At 46.4% G+C, this 22699-nt stretch carries 18 protein-coding genes and 1 other annotated feature (1 of these 19 running past the window's edge); of the genes, 6 read left to right on the top strand and 12 right to left on the bottom strand.

What is annotated here, in order from left to right; all coding sequences use genetic code 11:
• Window positions 1-222 (bottom strand) — a binding site (T-box leader) (it extends 45 nt beyond the left edge of the window).
• Window positions 223-357: 135 nt separating this feature from the next.
• Entirely contained in the window at window positions 358-3381 is a 3024-nt protein-coding gene (locus C1T21_RS13415; RefSeq protein ID WP_103048626.1) for a penicillin-binding protein 1A, read from the top strand.
• A 123-nt stretch (window positions 3382-3504) separates the two neighbouring features.
• Here C1T21_RS13415 and acsA read toward each other — a convergent pair whose 3' ends face one another.
• Window positions 3505-5220 carry an acetate--CoA ligase gene (gene acsA / locus C1T21_RS13410; RefSeq protein ID WP_103048625.1) on the bottom strand — a complete coding sequence of 572 codons (1716 nt, stop codon included), beginning with the start codon at window positions 5218-5220 and terminating at the stop codon, window positions 3505-3507.
• A gap of 239 nt (window positions 5221-5459) precedes the next feature.
• Here acsA and C1T21_RS13405 point away from each other — a divergent pair, with 239 nt between their 5' ends.
• Window positions 5460-6092, top strand: coding sequence for a GNAT family N-acetyltransferase (locus C1T21_RS13405; RefSeq protein WP_103048624.1), 633 nt, complete (start codon window positions 5460-5462; stop codon window positions 6090-6092).
• Window positions 6093-6104: 12 nt separating this feature from the next.
• Here the strand turns inward: C1T21_RS13405 and C1T21_RS13400 are convergent, their stop codons facing one another.
• The 4 genes from C1T21_RS13400 to C1T21_RS13385 form a co-directional block, all read right to left on the bottom strand.
• Complete coding sequence (locus tag C1T21_RS13400; RefSeq protein WP_025724019.1) at window positions 6105-6803, bottom strand: 5'-methylthioadenosine/adenosylhomocysteine nucleosidase; 699 nt, start codon at window positions 6801-6803, stop codon at window positions 6105-6107.
• Between the two features lie 114 nt (window positions 6804-6917).
• Complete coding sequence (gene ccpA / locus C1T21_RS13395) at window positions 6918-7925, bottom strand: catabolite control protein A (RefSeq protein WP_061828996.1); 1008 nt, start codon at window positions 7923-7925, stop codon at window positions 6918-6920.
• A gap of 107 nt (window positions 7926-8032) precedes the next feature.
• A complete protein-coding gene (gene ytxJ, locus C1T21_RS13390; RefSeq protein WP_061828995.1) occupies window positions 8033-8374 on the bottom strand; it encodes a bacillithiol system redox-active protein YtxJ in 342 nt (113 codons plus the stop codon).
• Between the two features lie 101 nt (window positions 8375-8475).
• Entirely contained in the window at window positions 8476-8922 is a 447-nt protein-coding gene (locus C1T21_RS13385) for a hypothetical protein (RefSeq protein ID WP_103048623.1), read from the bottom strand.
• 338 nt (window positions 8923-9260) lie between these two features.
• On the opposite strand from C1T21_RS13385, the gene C1T21_RS13380 reads away from it, so the two are divergent.
• Complete coding sequence (locus C1T21_RS13380) at window positions 9261-9797, top strand: type 1 glutamine amidotransferase domain-containing protein (protein ID WP_103048622.1); 537 nt, start codon at window positions 9261-9263, stop codon at window positions 9795-9797.
• 250 nt (window positions 9798-10047) lie between these two features.
• Here C1T21_RS13380 and ptsP read toward each other — a convergent pair whose 3' ends face one another.
• The 4 genes from ptsP to aroA all read right to left on the bottom strand — a co-directional run bounded on the left by ptsP (window position 10048) and on the right by aroA (window position 15738).
• Entirely contained in the window at window positions 10048-11793 is a 1746-nt protein-coding gene (ptsP, locus tag C1T21_RS13375; protein ID WP_103048621.1) for a phosphoenolpyruvate--protein phosphotransferase, read from the bottom strand.
• Entirely contained in the window at window positions 11790-13673 is a 1884-nt protein-coding gene (locus C1T21_RS13370) for a glucose PTS transporter subunit IIA (protein WP_103048620.1), read from the bottom strand. The genes ptsP and C1T21_RS13370 overlap by 4 nt, the downstream gene beginning before the upstream one ends.
• A gap of 304 nt (window positions 13674-13977) precedes the next feature.
• Window positions 13978-14412 (bottom strand): CoA-binding protein, encoded by a 435-nt coding sequence (locus C1T21_RS13365; protein ID WP_103048619.1) that lies wholly within the window; start codon window positions 14410-14412, stop codon window positions 13978-13980.
• A gap of 33 nt (window positions 14413-14445) precedes the next feature.
• Window positions 14446-15738, bottom strand: a complete 1293-nt coding sequence (gene aroA / locus C1T21_RS13360) for a 3-phosphoshikimate 1-carboxyvinyltransferase (protein ID WP_103048618.1) — start codon at window positions 15736-15738, stop codon at window positions 14446-14448.
• Between the two features lie 270 nt (window positions 15739-16008).
• On the opposite strand from aroA, the gene C1T21_RS13355 reads away from it, so the two are divergent.
• The gene (locus C1T21_RS13355) at window positions 16009-16314 is read left to right on the top strand and encodes a rhodanese-like domain-containing protein (protein ID WP_010345522.1); all 306 of its coding nucleotides are present in this window, start codon (window positions 16009-16011) and stop codon (window positions 16312-16314) included.
• A gap of 247 nt (window positions 16315-16561) precedes the next feature.
• Here C1T21_RS13355 and gndA read toward each other — a convergent pair whose 3' ends face one another.
• Complete coding sequence (gene gndA / locus C1T21_RS13350; RefSeq protein ID WP_013310934.1) at window positions 16562-17968, bottom strand: NADP-dependent phosphogluconate dehydrogenase; 1407 nt, start codon at window positions 17966-17968, stop codon at window positions 16562-16564.
• A gap of 173 nt (window positions 17969-18141) precedes the next feature.
• A complete protein-coding gene (locus C1T21_RS13345) occupies window positions 18142-18741 on the bottom strand; it encodes a hypothetical protein (protein ID WP_103048617.1) in 600 nt (199 codons plus the stop codon).
• 279 nt (window positions 18742-19020) lie between these two features.
• Between C1T21_RS13345 and C1T21_RS13335 the strand changes: the two genes are divergently transcribed.
• A complete protein-coding gene (locus tag C1T21_RS13335; protein WP_103048615.1) occupies window positions 19021-19653 on the top strand; it encodes a YktB family protein in 633 nt (210 codons plus the stop codon).
• Window positions 19654-19666: 13 nt separating this feature from the next.
• Here C1T21_RS13335 and C1T21_RS13330 read toward each other — a convergent pair whose 3' ends face one another.
• Entirely contained in the window at window positions 19667-20962 is a 1296-nt protein-coding gene (locus tag C1T21_RS13330; protein WP_103048614.1) for an MFS transporter, read from the bottom strand.
• A 187-nt stretch (window positions 20963-21149) separates the two neighbouring features.
• On the opposite strand from C1T21_RS13330, the gene C1T21_RS13325 reads away from it, so the two are divergent.
• Complete coding sequence (locus C1T21_RS13325; RefSeq protein WP_103048613.1) at window positions 21150-22625, top strand: aminotransferase class I/II-fold pyridoxal phosphate-dependent enzyme; 1476 nt, start codon at window positions 21150-21152, stop codon at window positions 22623-22625.
• Window positions 22626-22699: the final 74 nt, after the last annotated feature.

Here is a 22699-nt window from a genome sequence, read left to right as displayed (position 1 = left end):
AAACGCATGTCAAAGACAGACATTTCTTTCACTTCATTCCTATAACGGGCCTACACCCGGTACTGGATTACTATGATAGCTTCGCAAACCTGCAAATGCTTTCCATTCATCCAGACAGCTCCAGACGGTAATTCAAAGGAGGGACGTTACCGATTCACACCACCCATCGGCTCTCTGTACAACGTGAATCCGCCTTCTACTGAAGTCTTTCTCTGCTTTTCACGATATTTACTTTGACCTATTTATAACACACTGCTTTTATGTAGTCAACGACACCAAAAGACAGGCTTTTTAGCATATGGGTTCATTTTGTAATTTTATGCTATAATAATGGCTGTTATAAAGGAGGAAGACTTAATGGTTGAAGAAAAAAACAATGTATCAGAGCCAAAGCCTTCCCGCTTGCGGACAACCATGCGAAGGCTCGGCCGTGTCATAAAGTGGGTCGTCATCATCGGTTTTATGGGGGCACTATTTGCAGGAGGGGCCGCCGCTGGCTATGTTGCTTCTATTGTAAAAAGCGAACCCGTGCGTTCCAGATCCATGATCCTACAGGAAGTAGATAAGAATGCAATCACAGGCTTCGCTTATTTCAATGATGGCTCTCCCATCGGACAACTCCGGACAGAAGAAGATCGAAGACCTGTCACGTTTAAGGAGATTCCACAACTCGTCATTGACGCAGTCATTGCCATTGAAGATAATCATTTTTACGAGCATAAAGGTGTCGATCTGTCGGGAACGCTGCGTGCTGTGAAGCAAAAGGCACTGCATGAATCCGTACAAACCGGGGGTAGTACCCTCACCCAACAGCTTGCGCGTCGTGTCTTTCTAAATCTCGATCGCACGGATGACCGCAAGGTCAAAGAAATTTTGCTGGCTCTGCGCCTTGAGCGCTTCCTAAGCAAGCAACAAATTATTACGGCCTATCTCAATAAAGTACCTTTTGGTAATGGTTCAAGCGGTTACAACGTCTTTGGCATTAAAGCAGCGGCCAAAGGTATTTTTAATGAGAATGATCTGAACGAGATTAATGTAGCCCAGGCCGCCTATCTGGCAGGTTTGCCACAGCTTCCTTCTTCTTATTCTGCTTACAACGGTAAGGGTGAGTTTAATGAAGCTGGCTTTAAAAGAGCCATCAACCGCCAGCACCTGGTGCTCAGTCGAATGCTGGAGGAGAACAAAATCAATAAAGCACAGTATGATGAAGCGATGGCTTTTGATATCAAAAAATCTCTCGCACCACGCACTGTTAAAGCTTATAACACCTATCCATACCTTATGATGGAAACAGAACGACAGGCTGCGCAGGCACTCATGTCTGTCACCAATCCGGGTCAAGCAGCTAATGCCAGTGCAGATGCCAAGACCAAGGATGATAACGATTTACTCAAAGAAGCCGAACAGCAGCTTCGCACAGGTGGTTATATGGTGTACACCACCATTGATAAGAGCGTATACAAATCTATGCGTCAAATTGCAGAAAATAAAAACAACTTCTCTGCCACTAGTAAAACCAAGGGTGACGAACAAGCAGCGGCTATTCTGATTCAGCATAAAACAGGCGCCATTCTTGGAATGATGGAAGGTCGGGACTTCCAAAAGGAGCAGATGAATTATGCCACCCAGATGGTACGTCAGCCGGGTTCGGCAATGAAACCGATTGCTGCCTATCTCCCTGCATTGGACAGCGGTCTTGTGCAGCCTGGTAGTATCGTGGATGATGCCCCTATTATTTTGAAAGATGGCAGTAATGGATATCACATTCCGAAAAATGCTAACAACCGCTATCAAGGATTGGTCACGGCGCGTTATGCACTGAATCAATCGCTAAATACGATAGCACTCAAGCTGTTTAACGAAAAAGTAGGGATTAGCAATGCTTGGGCTTTTGCTAAAAAACTGGGTATTACCACCTTGGAATCCAGTGATAACAACGCCCAAACGGGTGTACTTGGCGGCTTGGCCCACGGAGTGACCGTCGAAGAGCTCACGAATGCATATGGAGCCATTCCAAATGGCGGTGTGTTTAATGACGCCTATATGATCGAAAAGATTGTGGATTCGCAAGGCAATATTGTATATAAGCATCAGCCTAATCCTGTGCAGGCCTTCTCACCGCAAACCGCCTACCTGATGACAGATATGTTGCGTACAGCCGTGTCGGAAGGCACAGGCAGACTGGTGAAACGGAACTTTGATCAATCCGGCAAGATCCCGATTGCCGGCAAGACAGGCACTACGCAATCCTACACTGATGTTTGGTTCGAGGGCTTTACGCCTGACGTCACGCTGGGTGTATGGGTTGGTTACAAGCAACCTGTCAATAAGCTTGAAACGAAAGTCCAAAAAGAGCGGGCTCGTCGCTTATGGGCTCTAATCATGAATGAAGTAACAGCTAAAGATGCTCAGCTGTTCCAAACGGACAGCTTCAAGAGACCTGACGGCATTGTAAGCCGTACAGCATCCGCGTATGGTTCGGACATTTATAACAGTAAGTATCCACCTAAAAACAGTGAAAATGGTGTGAGCCGTGCGAAATATATTACCTACCAAGGTGTGAATTATATTCCACGCGATGGTACACCGGATGATATGTTATATGAACGGACCGTTAGGAAACGGGAAAAGTCAATCTCAGAATTGATTAAAGAGCTTCAGCAAGCCTTTAAGGTGATGAGACGGCATAATTCGTTGTCCTACTATCTGCCTCAGGATGCAGATAAGGAAGCTCCTACTCAGATTGATCCACGCAAGGACGATGGAGCAGCCCCTAACGCTCCATCTAGCGTCAACGTAAGCTATAGTGACGGCAAAGCCATCATCAGCTTTAGCCCAAGCGGAAATAGCGACGTCGTAGGATACCGTTTATATCGTTCTACAGATGGGGGTAGCTTCCAACGGCTTGGCAAGGTCGTTATGGCTGACGGCTCCAAGGTGTTCTCTGACAGCCCTGGAGGCAGCAGCTCCAGCTACTACGTGACTGCCGTTGATGTAGGCGGCCATGAGTCCGGGCCAAGCACGAAAGCAAGCGCAGAACCTGTGGTGCCACCTGCAGATTCTGAGTCTCCAGATGTTCCGGGCGAGGGAGATGGAACAGGTGTGCAGCCTACAGAGGTTCCTACTGCCCCTGGACAGCCTCAAGCTAAAGCCGCAGGCTCATCCGTAGCGCTCCAATGGAGCGCAGGTAAGTCTGCGGACGCTATTACAGGCTATAACGTGTATTACAGCGAAAGCGGTGCGGAGCCTTTTACAAACATAGGCTCTACCGCATCTACCAGCTTTGAATATAAGTCGGGAAAAAAGCCAAAAGGCTGGTTCCGTGTCACTTCCATGAATGCAATGGGGGAATCGGCTCCTTCCGGAGCCGTCCGTCCATAACTGAAGACAAAAGCAGAAAGTGATAGGTTGGGTGAAGATGAGATTCACCCTAACAAAAAGGGAGTCCCCTTAGCCATTAAGGCTTTGGAGACTCCCTTTTTTAATTCTAATATGCACAGCACTTCAATCCTCTATGGTGGATAAGTCACCAGTAGGAAGGTTAAGCTCCCAGGCTTTCAACACGCGTCTCATAATTTTACCGGAACGGGTTTTGGGTAACTTTTCCTTAAATTCAATTTCGCGTGGAGCAGCATGAGCAGACAGCCCTTCCTTAACGAAGCGATAGATGTCCTGCTGTAAAGCTTCAGACGGTGCATAGCCTTCACGCAGTGCAACAAAAGCTTTGATAATCTCTCCCCGCACGGTATCTGGTTTTCCAATGACTCCGGCTTCCGCTACAGCAGGATGCTCCAGAAGCTTGCTCTCCACCTCAAAAGGGCCGATACGCTCCCCGGAGGAGTTAATGACATCATCAATCCTACCCTGAAACCAGAAATATCCGTCCTCATCCATGTAAGCTGAATCACCCGATACATACCAACCGGGAAAGCGGAAATATTCCTGAAACTTGTTCGGATTGTTCCATATACGATTCATCATGGATGGCCATGGTGTACGGATCGCCAAGTGGCCCATCCGGTTAGGAGGCAACACCTGCCCTCTGTCGTCCAAAATAGCAGCCTGAATACCTGGGAGTGGCTTTCCCATCGAACCCGGCTTAATCGGCAGCTCAGGGTAATTACAGATCAACTGTGCTCCTGTTTCTGTCATCCACCAAGTATCATGAATGCGCTGTGTATACACTTGCCATCCCCATCGCACCACTTCTGGATTCAGCGGTTCCCCGACGGATAATACATGCCGAAGACTGCTGAGATCATATTTGGAAACAACCTGCTCCCCTGCGCTCATCAGCATTCGAAAAGCTGTAGGAGCACTATACCATATGGTCACTTCGTGACGCTCAATCGTGCGGTACCAGTCTTCCGGGCTGAAACGCCCCCCACGAATGACGTTCGTCGCTCCATTTAGCCATGGAGCAAAAATACCGTATGATGTTCCCGTGACCCAGCCAGGATCAGCAGTACACCAATACACATCATCTTCACGCAAATCCAGCACCATTTTCCCAGTATAGTAATGCTGAATCATTGCATTTTGCACATGATACACGCCTTTGGGCTTGCCTGTTGAGCCTGATGTATAGTGAATAATTAATCCATCTTCACGATTCAACCATTCTGGCTCAAGTTCCTCTGAGGATATAAGCATTTCTGTCTCAAAATCGATAATTCCCTGCTCGCGTGCATCCATATCACCAACCACAAAAATATGCCGCAGTTCAGGAAGCTCCTCACGTTTTACCCGTGACAGAAGCGCAGGTGTGGTCACTAATGCCACTGCCCCACTATCCTCCAATCGATCCTTAACCGCAGTTTCCATAAACGCCTCAAACAATGGACCGACAACAGCCCCTACCTTTAGAACACCAAGTAAACTAATAACCAGCTCGGGTGAACGCGGCATGAAAATAAACACCCGCTCCCCTTTACCAATACCGTATTTCCGCAGCACATTTCCGAACCTGTTAGAGCTAGCACGAAGCTGAGAGAAGGTGTAGGTTTCATGACGGTTTGCGTCACAATACAATAGTGCCGCTTTCTCACCTCGTCCTTCCTGTACATGTCGATCAATGGCTTCATGTGCCATATTTACCTTGCCTGTTTCATACCACGTAAAATGACGCTCTGCATCTTCCCACTGAAAGTTGTTGTAAGCTTGTTCATACAGGCCCATGTTGGATGTGGGAACTACAGTCTGGAGTTCTTCAATCTTCATGCGTTCAGCCTCCTCACAATGGATTAATGAGAATCACACGGAACAAGATAACGCTTACAAAATCAATAAAGCAGATGAAGTCCTTTGGTTTACTGATTGATTTAAATTGTGAACATTTTATGTCTAAAACAGTATATCATAGGTCAGGATGTGACGACCATCCTTTTCATTTAATTGTTTTTTTGCTATAAGTAGGGGATATGAGGAACGAGCTTATGGCGAACAAGGAGGGCGTACGCATGCAGCATTTAAAACTGTACCACTTGGATACGCTGGATCATAACGGACACACAATCTATGTAGAAGGCCCCGTATCCGCGGATCAACTGCGTTCATTTCAAATGCACAAGCAATTAGATGCCTTTCGCAAACCAAAGGAACAGTTCGACGCGTTAGTGGATATTTCGGAACTGCCAGAAGGGAGAATTATCGTTGCCCACAACGGGGAAACCATTCTGGGTTACGTTACTTTTCATTACCCAGATGAGATGGAACGCTGGTCGGAAGCTGGCATGAAGGATTTACTAGAACTTGGAGCTGTTGAGGTAGCCGATGACTATCGTGGTCTGGGCCTAGGTAGCCGAATGATTCGGATTGCCTTTGAGGACGGTCAGCTTGAATCCTATATTATTTTTACGACCGAATACTATTGGCATTGGGATTTAAAAGGCAGCGGTCTCTCCGTATGGGAATACCGCCGCATGATGGAACGTCTGATGAAAACTGTAGATATGGTCTGGTACGCCACGGATGATCCTGAAATATGCTCACATCCTGCTAACTGTCTGATGGTACGAATGGGAAAGGATGTGCCCCTCGCATCACAGGAGCAGTTTGACCATATCCGGTTTGTCCGAAGATTCATGTATTAAAAAATTATACCATTAGCCCAAATGCTTGAGCATGAACTCCACAATACGATGCGAACGATGTGAAGCTTCTACCGTAAATTCAGCATAATTAACGTGAGCCGATCCATCAGCCTTATCTGACATAGACCGTAGGACAACATAAGGCACAGCGTTCATATGAGCTGTCTGAGCCACAGCTGCACCCTCCATTTCGGTACAAGCACCATCCATTTCCTGATGCAATGCAGTCACTAACTCACGATTTGCAACAAATTGATCGCCAGAAAGTACCTTCCCGACAATATACCGATCGCCAAACGATTTGCAGGCTTGCTCAGCTAGACTTACAAGCTCGGGATCAGCCACAAACTCTGAGGTGTCCTGATAAGGAATGACCCCTCTGGCATAACCCAAAGGTGTTACATCCATATCATGCTGCATACATGTTGATGAGATGACAATATCCCCAATGTTTAAATCGGGATGAACTGCCCCTGCCACTCCCGTAAATATAATCTGTTCTACACCAAAATGATCAATCAGGATTTGTGTTGTTACCGCAGCATTAACCTTGCCTACACCGGATTTGCAGACAACGACTCTTTGCCCGTGAATGATTCCTGTAGTGTACGTGATTCCAGCCTTGACCGTCTTGCTCGCTTCCGTCATCGCTGCCAGCAGCAATTCAATTTCTTCATCCATAGCACCCATTAATCCGTAAAGTCGGCTCATTACGCATCCCTCTATTCTTGGTTTGATGATGATGTCCATAAGAAGCTTTATATCCGCGAAAAAAGCTCCATCAAAGGAGCTTTCATCGAAGGTATATCCTATTCAGCACTGCGTCTAGTCTAAATAATTAACTGACAACCGCAAAATAGTTTCATGCGGCAAAATAACGCGAGGGTTCTCCACGTTTTCCTTTTTCATCAGCTTGGTCAGCAAACGCATCGCTACCGCACCCAAATCGTACATCGGTTGCGCAACGGTTGTCAGCTGAGGACGAACCATAGAGGCCATACGAATATTGTCAACACTGATTACCGAAAAATCATCAGGAACTTTCAATCCCTCATCCTGAATACTGTGGATCGCACCAATTGCCATTTCATCCGTAGCAGCAAAAATCGCACTTGGCTTCTTCTTCAAGCCGAGAAAATATTTCATTGCTTCGACACCGGATTCATAACGGTAGTTCCCGATTCGCACGAGATCCTCTTGATAATCAATTCCGGCTGTTTCCAGTGCTCTCTTGTAACCTTGGAAACGTGCATAGCCGTTTGCAGGGTCTTGAAGCGTACCACTGATCATTGCGATTTGACGGTGTCCATGGCGGATCAACGTGTTCACTGCATCATAAGCAGCGGCTTCATGGTCGATATCGACCGAAGGATAGCTTCCTTTTTCATCACTCGTTGCACATAGAACAATAGGGACCGCAGCTGTATGGAACGCCTGAATATGCTCGTCCGTTACTGTACCACCCATGAACAGAAGACCATCCACTTGCTTTTCAAGCAATGTGTTGATGACACGAATCTCTTTTTCTTTTCGTTTGTCGGCATTACACAAAATAATATTATAGTGATACATATTCGCTATATCCTCAATACCGCGCGCAATTTCTGCAAAAATTGAGTTCGATATATCCGGTATAACCACGCCGACGGTCGTTGTCTTCTTGCTGGCCAGACCTCTAGCGACCGCATTTGGACGATATCCCAATTGTTCAATCGCTTCGTACACTTTCTTGCGGGTCTGAGGTTTCACATTAGGATTATTGTTAACTACGCGGGACACTGTGGCCATTGAGACACCAGCTTCGCGAGCTACATCATAGATCGTTACCGTCACATTCCTTCTCTCCATTGCCAATAAATTTTCAACCGAATCCTAGATCAACTAATTAGAACCATGATACGACAAAATACTACTTTATGCAACGACAGCACACATTCTATCTATGTGAGATGATCGTGGAGTGCACGGGCTGTAATATTCGAATGGGATGTATGCCAAACAGCCTCTCCGTCCTTGATTAAAATGGCCTGCGGGGATTCATGCTTCACCTGGAGCCTGTCCGCGGTTTCATTAGACACCGGCCGATCTTCTACTACATAAATGATACCGTATTCAATATTTTCGTTGGGAGCGCCATGCAAATAGGACTCCACTTCCTGATATGCGCCTGCACTTATTGGACAACGTGTGCTATGTTTAAAGAGAAGCAACGGCTTGTCTGATGACGCTTCCAGAGCCGTATTTAATTGTTGAACAGTAGTCATTTTTGTCATCGTCGCCATTGGATATACATTCCTTTCTGTGTCTTGTCGTATGGCCTGTTCTCATCGTAACAAAAAGAACATGTAAAATCCAATGGTGACCATGAAAATTTTCATATTTTTTAGTTTTTTGTATTCGTAAATACCGATTCACTGGTAAAACCGGATAATTGAACCAATTTTTTCTCTACATCATTCATCCAATCCTCGTCTCCCAGACTTCTCGCATAGCGATAAAGATCCAGTAAGAGATTAATTCGAAGCTCCATGCGCTCCTCCAAAGCAGATTGCCAATCCACATTGGGTTTGTCCGCTTCCTCCAGTACAAGCTTGCGAATGATTTCTGCCAGTTCATTATTGCGAGCAAAAGATATTCTCCGTGCCGTAGGTTTGCTCCCTAGACTTTGTAATAGTGCCTTAATGTCCTTCGTCACATGCTGCAAAACCTCACTGGAAAAGCATGAAGAGCATGAGAATACAGGGACGTGCAAAATTTCAACCTTGCCCGCATAGATTACCTTTCGCAGTTCCAGTCCCATCGGTTTGCCACATTGACATTGCTTATGCATTTAACCACCTCATTACGTAGGATCAAACTATACGAGGATCTCATCAGAATCCAAATATATCTATCTACTAGTCTAATAAATATTTGTTAACTCCATTAAATCTATCATACCTTGTTTTATTTCGACTTTGGGACCTCAAATCCTTCCACAGATTGCAGCTATGAACAAATTACCAAAGCTTTGGCGGGTCAGAAAATGACGACAATTGCTGTCGAAGAGCAGACTACTAACGTAAGAATCTGCAAAGGAATGGACTTCGGGCGTTCTTTTTCTTAAGATGTAAAAGTACAGATTACAAAACAGAGGTGTCATCATGTGACGCACGAAAGGATGGTTGGATGTCAAGACTTGCCGGAAAAAAGGTTATCGCCCTAGTGGATGAGGAATTCGAGGATCTGGAGCTGTGGTATCCGATTTACCGTGTTCGTGAAGAAGGCGCAGAAGTGCATTTAGCCGGTGCGGAAAAGGGTAAAAAATATATTGGAAAATATGGCGTACCTGCGGAAACGGAATATGCCTTTGAGGAACTGAATAGTAGTGATTATGACGGGATTCTCGTCCCTGGCGGTTGGGCACCTGATAAACTGCGCCGCTATCCCAAAGTAATTCAACTCGTACAGGAGTTTCATGCTGCTCATAAGCCGATTGGACAAATCTGCCATGCAGGCTGGGTACTGATCTCTGCTAAAATTTTGGATGGTGTTACGGTAACCTCCACACCAGGTATTCGTGATGATATGGAGAATGCAGGAGCTATTTGGAAGGATGAGGCAGTTGTAACGGATGGACATATTGTATCTGCTCGTCGGCCGCCTGATCTTCCACCTTACGGAAAAGCGTTCTGCGATTTGTTAGCAGATAACACCCGGAAATAAGAGAATAAGTCCTGACACTCAGGACTTGAATAACCCAATCTAATGGAATCAGGATAATTGCTAATTATGAATTTTCCGTAACCACAAGAGGCTGTCAACAAGATGAAAAAAAGAACCATCAAAACCATGAATAAAGTGGTTTTGATGGTTCTTTTTCGTTTAAACCATGCTACGCCATTAAGGTTTGCTACGACAAGCCTAACAGTAAGGAGTTCTGGCTCCTCCTGAAGATGTATGCAGACATTACATATTACTGCCGTCCAGGCCCGGCCGGAGTGCAGCTGACATTAGCTGCAGTGAGCTTGTCTTCGATCGCTGCACCAGTGGACATGCCAAAGCAAACCTGAGCGACTGTCGTTGCCTCAGATGCAGTCGTATTCAGCACACGATGCTTGACCCGCAATAAAGATTGGGGAGACATGCTGAGTTGATGTATCCCCAGTTCCAGCCAAAGAGGAACGGACCGTTCATCTCCAGCCATCTCACCACATACACTCACATCAATTCCTGCTTGATGTGCCGCTTGTGCAGTCATGCGCAGCATTCGAAGTACAGCTGGATGGTATGGATGGTACATATGTGCAATCTGCTCATTCATACGGTCTACAGCCAGCACATACTGAACCAGATCATTCGTTCCGATACTAAAAAAATCTGTTTCAGCTGCCAATAGATCAGCGATCATCGCTGCAGCCGGTACCTCAATCATAATACCTCGCTGAATGTTCGGATTATAGGCAAGCCCTCTTGCATCCAAATCCGCCATAGCCTCTTTCAAAAGAGCATCTGCCTGGCGGACCTCCTCCACGGATGAGATCATCGGATACATTACCTTGATATTTCCCGTTGCACTGGCTCTCAAAATTGCAGTCAACTGGGTTTTAAACAATTCCTCCCAATCTAGACTGATCCGTATAGCACGGTAACCTAGAAAAGGGTTTTCTTCCTCTGGTAGTTGAAGATAGTCCAACGGCTTATCTCCACCGATATCCAAGGTACGGATGACTACGGAGTGGTTTCCTGCCTTTTCCGCTATCAGCCGATATACTTCATACTGCTCCTCTTCATCTGGAGCAGATTTGCGATCCATGTATAAAAATTCCGTGCGGAACAGTCCTACACCTTGAGCGCCATGCTTCAAAGCTGCCTCCAGCTCTTTAATCGAACTAATATTGGCCGCCAGCCTCAGAGTGGTTCCATCTTTGGTCACGGCATCTACAGAAGCAAGTACCTGAAGCTGCTCTTTTCTGCGTCGCTGCTCGTCGCGCAAAATTTTATAATGATCAGTTATCGTTTTTTCCGGATTCACATAAACTTTGCCCAGGTCTCCGTCCACAACCATCATATCTCCCGTTTGAACGGGCAAATTCAGATTGCTCTCCAGTCCTGAAACAAGTGGAATACCAAGTGCGCGGGCCATGATCGCAGAATGCGATGTTTTACCACCATTCATAGTTACAATCCCTAAAACATAGCTAGGATTCAAGTGTGCCGATTGGGAGGGTGAGAGCTCCTTGGCTACCAGAATATAGGGCTGTGTGTCCTTGGGAAGAGTCACTTCCGGTGCACCCAGCAAATGCTTGAGCAGTCGGTTCCCCACATCTTTGATATCGATTGCCCGCTCCTTCATATATTCATCATCCAGTAAATCAAACATTGTCACAAAATGATCAATGGCTTCCTTCACGGCCACCTCGGCCGCCTTGTACTGACGCTCAATAATTCCGCGAATTTCATTCATGAATTCCGGATCTTCCAATATTGCAAGATGAGCATCAAAGATGCTGGATTCCTCTGGCCCCACCATCTCTCGAAACTCATCCTTAATAAACTGGATTTCACTTTTGGATGTGCGTATCCCTTCATACAAACGTTCAAATTCCTTTGCAAGATCTACAGCATCCATTTTTTGATCAGGTAAATCCCACTCCCAGCTCGGCAGGACAAATGCCTTCCCGATTGCCACACCTGCTGCGGCGCCGATGCCTTCTATCATGTTTCTACCCCTCCAACATTCCTGTCATGCAGCACAACGGACATTACCGAGGCCTGACCTTTTTTCACTGTTTTAAACGGAGCAAAGCTCCACGACTTGACGCGATCCGGATTCGTGATGACCATAGGAGTCACCAGCGATGGAGCTTGCTCTCGCAGCGCCTGCAAATCAAATTTGATCAGCAATTGCCCCGGTTCCACCGTATCGCCTGCTTCTACCATAGCAGTAAAATTCCCTTTTAGCTGTGAAGTATCAATCCCTATATGGAGCAGAACCTCAAGTCCCTCTCGTGTGGAGATGCCTAAAGCGTGCATAGTCGGATACAAGTGCATCACAGTACCATAGACTGGAGACACAAGTTCACCGCGTTCAGGAACAAAAGCAACACCGTCCCCGACCAGCTTCGTCGCAAAAATTTTGTCAGGCACTTCATGAATCGGTAGCATTTTTCCATGTACAGGAGCGTTGAACAAAATTTGAGGGAGATCACGCTCCATCAGCTTCGCGATTTCCTCACGAATCAGTTCTGAATACGTTCCGAATACAACCTGCAAATTACCCCCACCCAGATTGATAAGACCGGCCGATCCCAAAGCCTTCATCGCTCCGGTATCAATCAGCTTGTCATTGTGGACGGTCAGCCGCAAACGTGTGATGCAGGCCTCTACCTGCACAATATTTTCCTTCCCGCCGAGTGCTTCCAAAATAAGCGGAGCACTATAAGGAATATTGCCGGCCCAATCCTCCAGAACCGAACCTTCCTCGCGCCCGGGAGTTGGAATACGGAAGCGCCGGATAGCCCATCGAAACAGTACATAATACACAAGCCCGTACGCCACTCCCACTGGAATTAACAACCAGGCGTTATGTGATAGATGAAAATTAAGGACATAATCTATAAAGCCCGCCGAATAGGAAAATCCGTGATGAATATCCAGCTCAAAGGTAAGCCACATGGCCAGCCCAGACATAACCGCATGAACGAGGAACAAATAAGGTGCCGCAAACAAAAAGGCGAACTCGATCTGTTCCGACACTCCAGTAAAAAAGCAGACAAGCGCAGCCGTCAAAAAGGTTTTTTGCACCTTTGGCTTCAAATCTTCACGCGCTTCCTGAATGATCGCCAGCGCAATGGCAGGGATCGCAAACATCATAATGGGAAACAACCCGGACATGAAATAGCCCGCTGTCGGATCGCCAGCAAAAAACCGGGGTAAATCTCCCTGCACAACGTTGCCAGACGGCGTTTTATATGTACCTAGTTGAAACCAAAAAATATTATTAAGCAGATGGTGCAGACCAAAGGCCGCCAGCAACCGGTATAGAATACCGTAGATAAACAGTCCAAAGCCGCCCAAGCTCGATTCCAGACCTACTATAAATTGCAGCCCTCTCTGTATGAGTGGGGCAATAATTAGCATGAGTCCTGCAAACACAGCCGAGAAGAGGCCAATAAGCAGCAGAACAAATCGGGTACCCCCAAAAAACTGAAGCACCTCGGGCAATTTGATGCTTTTGAAGCGATTATAGGCCACCCCTGAAATGACCCCCAAAATGATACCAATGAGCGTCGCCGGTTGAATGAGTCCGTTTCCAAATCTCAATGTGACCTGATCGTATATAGCCATACCAGCCAATGCTGCCAGTCCCGCCTGACCTGCCTGATTCGACATCCCCAGTGCAACACCAACCGCAAATAAATATGGCAAAAAATAAAAAATCCCATGTCCCGCCGCATTTGCCATATCAGACACCATAGGGAATCCCCATGTGGACCAAGGAAGGCTGCCGAGACTTAGCAATATTGCAGCGGCTGGTAGCACCATCGTCGGGAGCATGACAGCACGACCGAGCTGTTGTAAGGATCCGAGCCAATTCATGGCATTCCTCTCCTTTCTATCCCTGATGGTAAGCCGAATAAATACTTTTGTCAAAGCAATGATTCCATCTGCCAAAATATTTATTTACGCTACTACAGGTCAAAAACTTTATCATCACAAAAGACAACACTATCAATCCGTTTAGACCAATTTCATCATCAAGGCATACATACATTATATGGTTTTCTGAAAGTATAATATACTGTACCATATTCCTCATTTCGCACCAAAAACCTTCACCCCTGTGAAGCAAGGGAAGAAGGTTTTTATTCATCTGCATATAGCACGGATCACTGATCCATGTTTATCCTTTACGTACAGCCTGGGTCACTGAGTCCTCCACCTTAATGCAACGATCCATAATAACCGTCATTCCATGCTCCTGCGCAATGTCAGCGGCTTCCTGGCTTATAATTCCCTGTTGAAGCCACAAAATCTTAGCTCCAATAGCAGCTGCTTCACTCGCAACCTCTGCACAGTATTCACTGCGGCGGAATACATTGACCAGCTCCACAGGCTCAGGTACTTCAGCAAGACTGGCATAACAAGTCTCCCCAAGAATCGTTTGACCTGCCGCCGCAGGATTAACCGGAATAATCCGGTATCCCCGCTTCTGCATGGCATAAGAAACCATGTATGAGGTACGGTCCGATTTATCAGACAAACCAACAACCGCAATATTGCCTACTTGTTCCAAAATGCTTTTAATCTCTTCTCTCGACGGATTTTCAAAAGCCATTCTGTTCCCTCCTATTCGCATCTTCGTTTGTTTTTATTTTACCCATTCTACAGAAGCACCAAGCGTCGTTAGATGGTCAAAATACTGCGGATACGATTTGGCGACATGATGTGCATCCTTGATTACTAGCGGCTTCTGTGCGCGCAAACCTACAATCGTCAAGGCCATAATAACACGGTGATCAAAATGCGCGTTAATTTCCACGCCACCTTCGACACCTTCCGGTCTGCCATGTACAATAATTTCCGCTTGGCGTTCTTCTACCCGAGCTCCAGCCTTGGTCAGCTCATTCAAATAATCGGTAATGCGGTCACATTCCTTATACCGTAAATTCTCCACGTTATAAAAACGGGATGTGCCTTCAGCAAATACAGCCGCAGCCACCATTGCAAGCACAGCGTCTGTGGCAGCATCACCGTCAAACTCGACAGCTTTCAATCGGCCATTGCCCTTCACAACGACGGTATCGTTCTCATGTGTCAGTGGCACTTCCATCATACGCAGCACATCTACGATAGCACGTTCTCCCTGTTTACTCTGCTCTTTAAGACGATGGATGGTAACATCGGAATTCGTTACTGCAGCCGCCGCCAGCACCGCTGCACTCCCTGGATAGTCTCCCTGTACCGTATACGTACGTGGCTGATAGGATTGCCGCCCCGGGACACGGAAAGACATGTAATCATCGCTTGCATGAATGATAATACCAGCCTCTTGCAATACCTCCAGGGTCTGCCCAATGACCACCTTAGATTTCAAATCATGCAGCACTTTGATTTCACTGTCTTCCTCCAGTAAAGGCGTAAGGAATAGCAGGGCGCTCAAATATTGTGAGCTAACCGAGCCGGACACCTGAATTTTACCGCCTTTCGCCTGACCACCCTGAATACGAATTGGCAACTTACCTTCACGATGATCTACTTTCACGCCCAGTTGCCCCAGTGCATCGATTAAATCATCATGTGGTCTCTTGCCCAATGAGTCGGGATATGTATTAACAAATGTGACATCTGGACATAGAGATGCAATACCCATCAAAAAACGGAGCACCGCTCCTGCGTTTCCCACATTCAATTCCTTCACAGCTTGAGGATGGCTACCAAAACCTGTAATAACTATTTTTTCATCATCCTCTTCCAGTACTGCACCCAGATCGGCGATACAACGACGCATAGCATCACTGTCTTCACTATGGGCTGGATAATAAATGGTACTTTGTCCCTCAGCAAGTGCCGCAGTGAGCAGATAACGAGTAGTGTAGTTTTTGGAGGACAGGGCCCCAATCTCTCCTTGCAAGGAAGGGGTAGGTCTAACGATAACATCCATAATGTACATGCTCCTTTTCGGTTCAAACCATCCTATTTTACGTTAATTATACAAGTTGTAGCATTCATTTCTCCACCCAAAAAAATAAGAAATAATAATCTAGGTCTCCGAGTTGAATTCCGTCGGTTAATTAATCTATACCTGCCTTTAGGATTAAGCGGATTGACAGCCTAGAGATAGCTTAGCTATCATACATAGAGTGTGTGTGACATTTTGCACACGTCAAAAACATACGTATCACCCATTATATATCAGAAAAGAGGTCCGGCCATGACGCAAATCGCCCTGATTGAACCTTCTGAGTTGCGCGCACGTCTGCAAGCAGGAGAGCAATTGCAATTAATCGACGTCCGCGAAGCGGAAGAAGTAGCGGAAGGCATGATTGAAGGTGCCAAGCACATTCCGCTCGGACAGCTTCCGGGTCGTCTTGAAGAAATTGAACGCACCGGTGAAATTATCTTTATTTGCCGGAGCGGTTACCGCAGTGAACGAGCCTGCGAATATTTACAGCAGCTAGGTTATGAAGGCTGTACTAACATGACTGGCGGCATGCTGCAATGGTCACAGGAGCAATAGAAAACCTACTTAACAAAAGAGACGGGAACTTCCCGTCTCTTTTGTTTCAACTCAAAGCTTAGACGCGGTAATGCATTAAAATATTCTGTCCCTATCATACCATAGCGTTAAAAGATTACACAATCCTCTACTGCCATCAGAATGATATCCATAATTATAAATTAAAAAACGGAAGCTTCTTCTACCCATAGGGCAAAAAAGCTTCCGTTGTATTACATAATGCTATTCATGCATATCCGTCCGTTCATTAGAACCATTGATGATGGAATACGCCTTCTTTGTCCACACGTTTGAACGTATGGGCACCGAAGTAGTCACGTTGTGCTTGCAGCAGATTTGCTGGCAAACGCTCAGTGCGGTAGCTGTCATAGTATGCAAGCGCGCTGGAGAAGCCAGGCACTGGAATACCTTGGGATACAGCCACGGAAATCACTTGACGCCATGCATCTTGATACGTTTCAACTACATTTTTGAAGTAAGAATCCAGCAACAGGTTTTTCAAGGCAGGATCGCGGTCATATGCATCCTTGATGTTTTGCAGGAATTGCGAGCGGATAATGCAACCGCCGCGGAAGATCATAGCGATTTTTCCGTATTTCAAATCCCAATCATATTCATCGGAAGCTGCACGCATTTGAGCGAAACCTTGAGCATAGGACACGATTTTACTTGCAAACAGTGCTTTACGTACACTTTCGATAAATTCTTTTTTGTCGCCGCTGAAGGACTCAGCATTAGGACCACTCAGCACTTTACTTGCCGCAATGCGCTCGTCTTTCATAGCAGACAAGAAGCGGGAGAATACGGATTCGGTAATCATGGACAATGGCACACCCAGATCCAGCGCGCTTTGGCTTGTCCATTTACCTGTACCTTTTTGACCAGCAGCATCCAAGATAACGTCTACCATTGGCTTGCCTGTTTCAGCATCGTACTGGGAGAATATGTCAGCTGTAATTTCGATCAGGTAGCTGTCCAGTTCCCCTTTATTCCATTCCGTGAAGATTTCATGAAGCTCTTCCGCATTCACATTCAGGACTGATTTCAACAAGTGATACGCTTCACCGATCAATTGCATGTCGCCGTACTCGATACCGTTATGCACCATTTTTACATAGTGACCAGCACCGTCAGGACCGATATATGTACAGCATGGGTCGCCTTCCACTTTAGCAGAGATTGCCGTTAGAATCGGCTCTACTAGTTTATAGGCACTTTCTTGTCCACCCGGCATGATGGCAGGACCATTCAAGGCACCTTCTTCACCACCGGATACGCCTGTACCAATAAAGCGAAGTCCTTTTTCCTCCAGCTCCTTGCTGCGGCGCTGTGTATCAGGGAAGTAGGCATTGCCTCCGTCTATAATAATGTCGCCCTTGTCCAGATGAGGCACAAGCTGTTCAATCGTGGCATCTGTTGCTTTACCAGCTTGAACCATGATCAGGATTTTACGGGGTGATTCCAATGAGTTCACAAATTCTTCAATAGAGAAAGTACCCGTCAGTTTTTTACCTTCTGCTTCTTTGATAAGATCGTGCGTTTTTTCTGGAGAGCGGTTAAAAACCGAGACGGTGAAGCCTCTGCTCTCAATGTTAAGGGCTAAATTCTTACCCATTACCGCCAGGCCGATCACACCAATTTGCTGTTTTGCCATCTGGTTCCTCATCCTTTGCAACATATTTTGTCTTCTATATCGCCGCTTTACCGCATTACACTTTATGTGAATCGGAACACGTGCACTTCTATTTTAACGTTTTTGATGTAAGAAGTGAACCCCTGTCTATTCACAGATCAAAACACCTCATTCACATGAGGTGTTCAGATGTACTACGCTTCCATCATCAGCAGTTGGTGGGATAGCGTTTGCAGGCGTTCATGGCAATTCCCGATTTTAACCTTATCTCCGTCTGTCATCGCTATAAACAGCTTCTCCAATTCATCGTCCACTTCCATTTTAAGCAGCAGCAGTCGGGTTTCTCCTTCATTGGAAGCGTACATATCCTCCATTTCCTGTGCGGACAGCACCGGCCCCTTCTGATAAATGACACGCTGCTTAAAGCCTGTAACCTCGACCAGACGAATGACCTCACCAAACAAAATATTTTCTACCAAAATATGATGATCCTTGACTCTTTTGACAATGGCATGACCTCGGGTGCTTCCAATCAGCTTCTCCAACCACTCAGCCAGCTTGGCATCGCGGATTACATAATCTCCAGCCAACTTGTAGTGTCCTGTGCGCAGCTGTTGAAAACGGAGCTTCACCAGCTTACGCCCGGTTCTCACCGACAAAACCAGGTACGACTCATCCTCGCTCCAGTACAGCGAATACCCTTCCGATATCAAATCCTTGATCAGATTATGGATATGCCGACGGCTAAACCGGAGCTCTAGATTGCAATATTCTACCTCACAGCCCTTGTTCACGGCATTCCCTCCTTTTTCAAGTCCGATTCAAGAAGTCCGGCTACAGCAAGCCTGCGGCTTTCCCGCTTGATCTTCCCTTGCTCTATTTTATACTTCATTTTATGTAAGGGTACTTGGTTATTTGACCTATTTTTATGAGTAACAGCGAACAATCCTACTTTTGCCTTATATGCTTGTTTCAAACCTAGTCTAAAGTCGGCCAAGCCCGGCGGCATTATGCTATAATTGGACATATTACGCCACACGTTATGGCTTAACCCAGTTACAGGAGGAAAAGGAATGACATTTAGTGGATTTACTGCAAAGGACTTCGATGTTTTTGAAATACCGGGATTGGAGCCTCGAATGGAAGTGCTGATTCAGCAGGTTCGGCCCAAGCTGGAGGCAATTGGCGAGGAATTAGCCCCATTTCTGACGGACTTATGTGGAGAGCCTATGCACGTTCACGTCGCCAAGCATGCACGACGCAAAGTCAATCCCCCCAAAGATACTTGGGTAGCCTGGGCGGCAAATAAGCGCGGGTACAAGGCGCTGCCGCATTTTGAGGTAGGTATGTTCGCTTCCCACCTTTTCGTTATTTTTGCAATTATTTATGAAAGTCCTAACAAAGCTACATTTGCCCAGGCACTCGAAGCCAATCTGAGCGATGTGCGCTCTAACCTGCCTGATCATTTTTACTGGTCCATGGATCATATGGCTCCGGAAGGCACAGAACAACAACATATGGATAATGAAGATTTTCAAACGATCATCCATAAGCTGCAACAGGTAAAAAAAGCGGAGGTCATGTGTGGAATCCGTATTGAACGAGAAGATCCACTCGCCAGCGACGGGGCTGCATTATTACAGGCAGTGCGTTCTACCTTTGAGCATTTGCTGCCGCTGTACCGAATGTCTTTCTCGAAAGAGTAGCCCTCGCCGCTTTTCAAGGCGCTGTGGAGGCCTCCACAGCCTTCCTACGTGGATTACGTGCCAGAGCCAGGTGGCAGCCAAACATGAGCAGCATCACGACCCCACTGATGATAAATGGAGCTGTGTGTCCGGCACGGTCCCATAGCACTCCTGAAACGAGCGGGCCTATAACCATGCCGGAGCCTTGAAGTGTTAAAAAAAAGCCCCATACCGTTGCTCGCTCGCTTTCCGGAATCAATCGGGCAAGAAACGTGTTCCATGCAGGCAAAATGAGCGCATATCCCAAACCAATAAGCGCCACGGATACAAACACCAGCGGAATAGATCGAACGATTGAGAAGAAAAACAGCGTAATTCCGGCTAGCAAAAAGCCAACATGTAGAAAATACTCCGTTCCAAGTCGGTCGACCAACTTACCGCAAGGGATCAGTGCCAGCACAGTCACCCCACCGCCTGCAATCAGAAGCACGCTGTACAGGTTTGGTGAAATCCCAAGGTCCGTCCGAGCGTATAGCGTCAGTACCGGGCTGATTAAACCGATAACAAAAGACTGCAAAAATAGCGCCGGGTAAATTAACGGATTGACGTTAAGCTTTGTTTTGAGCACACCGATCGTCTCCTGGATTCCTTTCAGAATTTGCTGTTTTTGCTTTTTGTACTCATCAGACGACACTAGAGCGCTTTGTTCGAAGTCACCTTTATCAGCAGACCTTTTCGGTCCTGGCAGCATAAGAGCAACCAACAACAATACAATACTGCATCCTATCAAAATCATGAACACCATGCCGTAAGAATGCCCATAGTGGGATATGGCGAAGTTCATAATGAGCGGACCCAATCCCGTTCCACCCATAGACGCAATTTCCAGTGTGCCCATCGCCGCGCCATTACTGTTATTAGGCCCCGACATTTCGGTCGTTCCGGTCATAACACAAGGCCAGAGCGGAGAAGTACCCAGACCGAGCAGCAGACACGCGACGACGAGCCACACGGGCTCTGTCAATACGCTCAGCATAATAATCGCTACAAGCGTAAACAACAGCGCGGTCGACATCGTTCCACGGTAGCCGAGCCGTTCAGCCATCCAACCCGCCGGTGCCCGAAACGCATTGTCTCCAAAATACTGAAGCGAAAAGGCCAAACCAATAATCCCGGCCGACAAACCAAGCGTTTCTCCCATATATACCGGCAGGATGGATACCAGAAGAGATCCTTTCATAAATTCGACCAGAAATACCATAATCCACAATTTGCTAAAAAAAGGAGTCCACAGCCGCTGCGGAGCTTTTTTTCGTCCTTTTTGCCTCATCTAATCCACATCCTCCACCTTTGTTTTTTGGCTGTATAGACCGGGTTATTAGCCTACTCCACTCTTTCGCAAATAAATGCGCCCTCAATCGCTTGCATTCCTACTTCAAACTGCTATACTCAATTTTGTTCTATTATCACTTGCACAGGATTGTCGAAATCCTGCACGAAAGGTTGTGACAACACTAATGAATCAAAGCAACACCCCGCTTTTTACTGCTTTGAAAAAGCATGCTCAGAGCAACCCGGTTCAATTTCACATCCCAGGTCATAAAAAGGGAGTGGGAGCAGATTCGGAATTTCGCGAATTTATGGGGGATAATGCCTTTTCCATAGATATGATCAACATCGCTCCATTGGACGATCTTCATCAGCCATCAGGCGTCATCGAAGAAGCTCAAAAGCTTGCAGCAGAGGCCTTCGGAGCTGATTATACGTATTACAGTGTACAGGGAACAAGCGGAGCCATCATCACCATGATTATGTCCATTTGCTTGCCAGGTGATAAAATTATTGTACCCAGAAACGTACACAAATCTATAATGTCTGCCATTATCTTTGCTGGTGCAAAACCAGTATTTATTTCTCCAGTCAGTGATGAAAATCTCGGTATTCACCACGGGGTTACAACCAAGTCCGTACGCCGGGCATTGGAACGCCACCCTGACGCCAAGGGCGTCCTTGTCATCAACCCGACATATTACGGTGTGTGCGCCGATTTGAAGGAAATTGTAGATCTCGCTCACAGCTATAATGTGCCGGTCCTGGTCGATGAGGCTCATGGAGTACTGATTCATTTTCACTCTGATCTACCGATGTCCGCCATGGAGGCGGGAGCAGACATGTCAGCTACAAGCGTTCACAAGCTGGGTGGTTCCTTGACTCAAAGCTCAATTCTGAATGTAAATACGAAAAACGGATACGTTAACCCACAGCGTGTACAAACGATTTTCAGTATGCTGACAACAACGTCGACTTCGTATATTCTGCTGGCTTCGTTGGACACATCCCGACGTAATCTGGCCCTTAACGGTCATGAAATAGCACAACGTGCTCTGGAATTGGCTGAATATTGTCGTTCAGAGGTCAACAAGATTGAAGGGCTATATTGCTTTGGCAGCGAAATTCTTGGCACGGAAGCTACCTATGATTATGATCCGACCAAAATTACGGTTCATATCCGCCATTTGGGCCTTACCGGATACGATGTGGAAAATTGGCTGAGAGATCACTACAATATCGAGGTTGAGCTTAGCGATATGTACAATATTCTCTGTTTGGTGACCCCTGGTGATACCAAAGAGGAAATTGAAATTTTGTTGAAAGCTCTGCGTGAGCTGGCTTCTCTGCACTATTCCACAGGTCAGGAGCATGAGCTGGTTGTAAAGATACCGGATATCCCTCAGCTCTCCCTCATTCCGAGAGACGCTTTTTATGGAGATACGGAAATCGTGCCTTTCAAGGAATCTGCAGGTCGCATTATTGCAGAATTCATCTATGTGTATCCACCTGGTATTCCGATCTTACTGCCAGGAGAAGTTATTTCGCAAGACAATATTGATTATATTGTTGAACATGTAGAAGTAGGCCTGCCTGTAAAGGGACCTGAGGACCGAACAGTACATCAGGTGAAAGTTATCGTCGAAACTGACGCTATTTCATAATATTGAACTGTCAACACATGCTTACAAAATATGTTGATAGTCAAGAAAAAAAAGCCCCCGAATGGGGGCTTTTT

Source organism: Paenibacillus sp. F4 (assembly GCF_002894905.1).
Lineage (GTDB): Bacteria > Bacillota > Bacilli > Paenibacillales > Paenibacillaceae > Paenibacillus > Paenibacillus polymyxa_B.
This window is presented reverse-complemented; position numbering and strand designations above follow the sequence as displayed.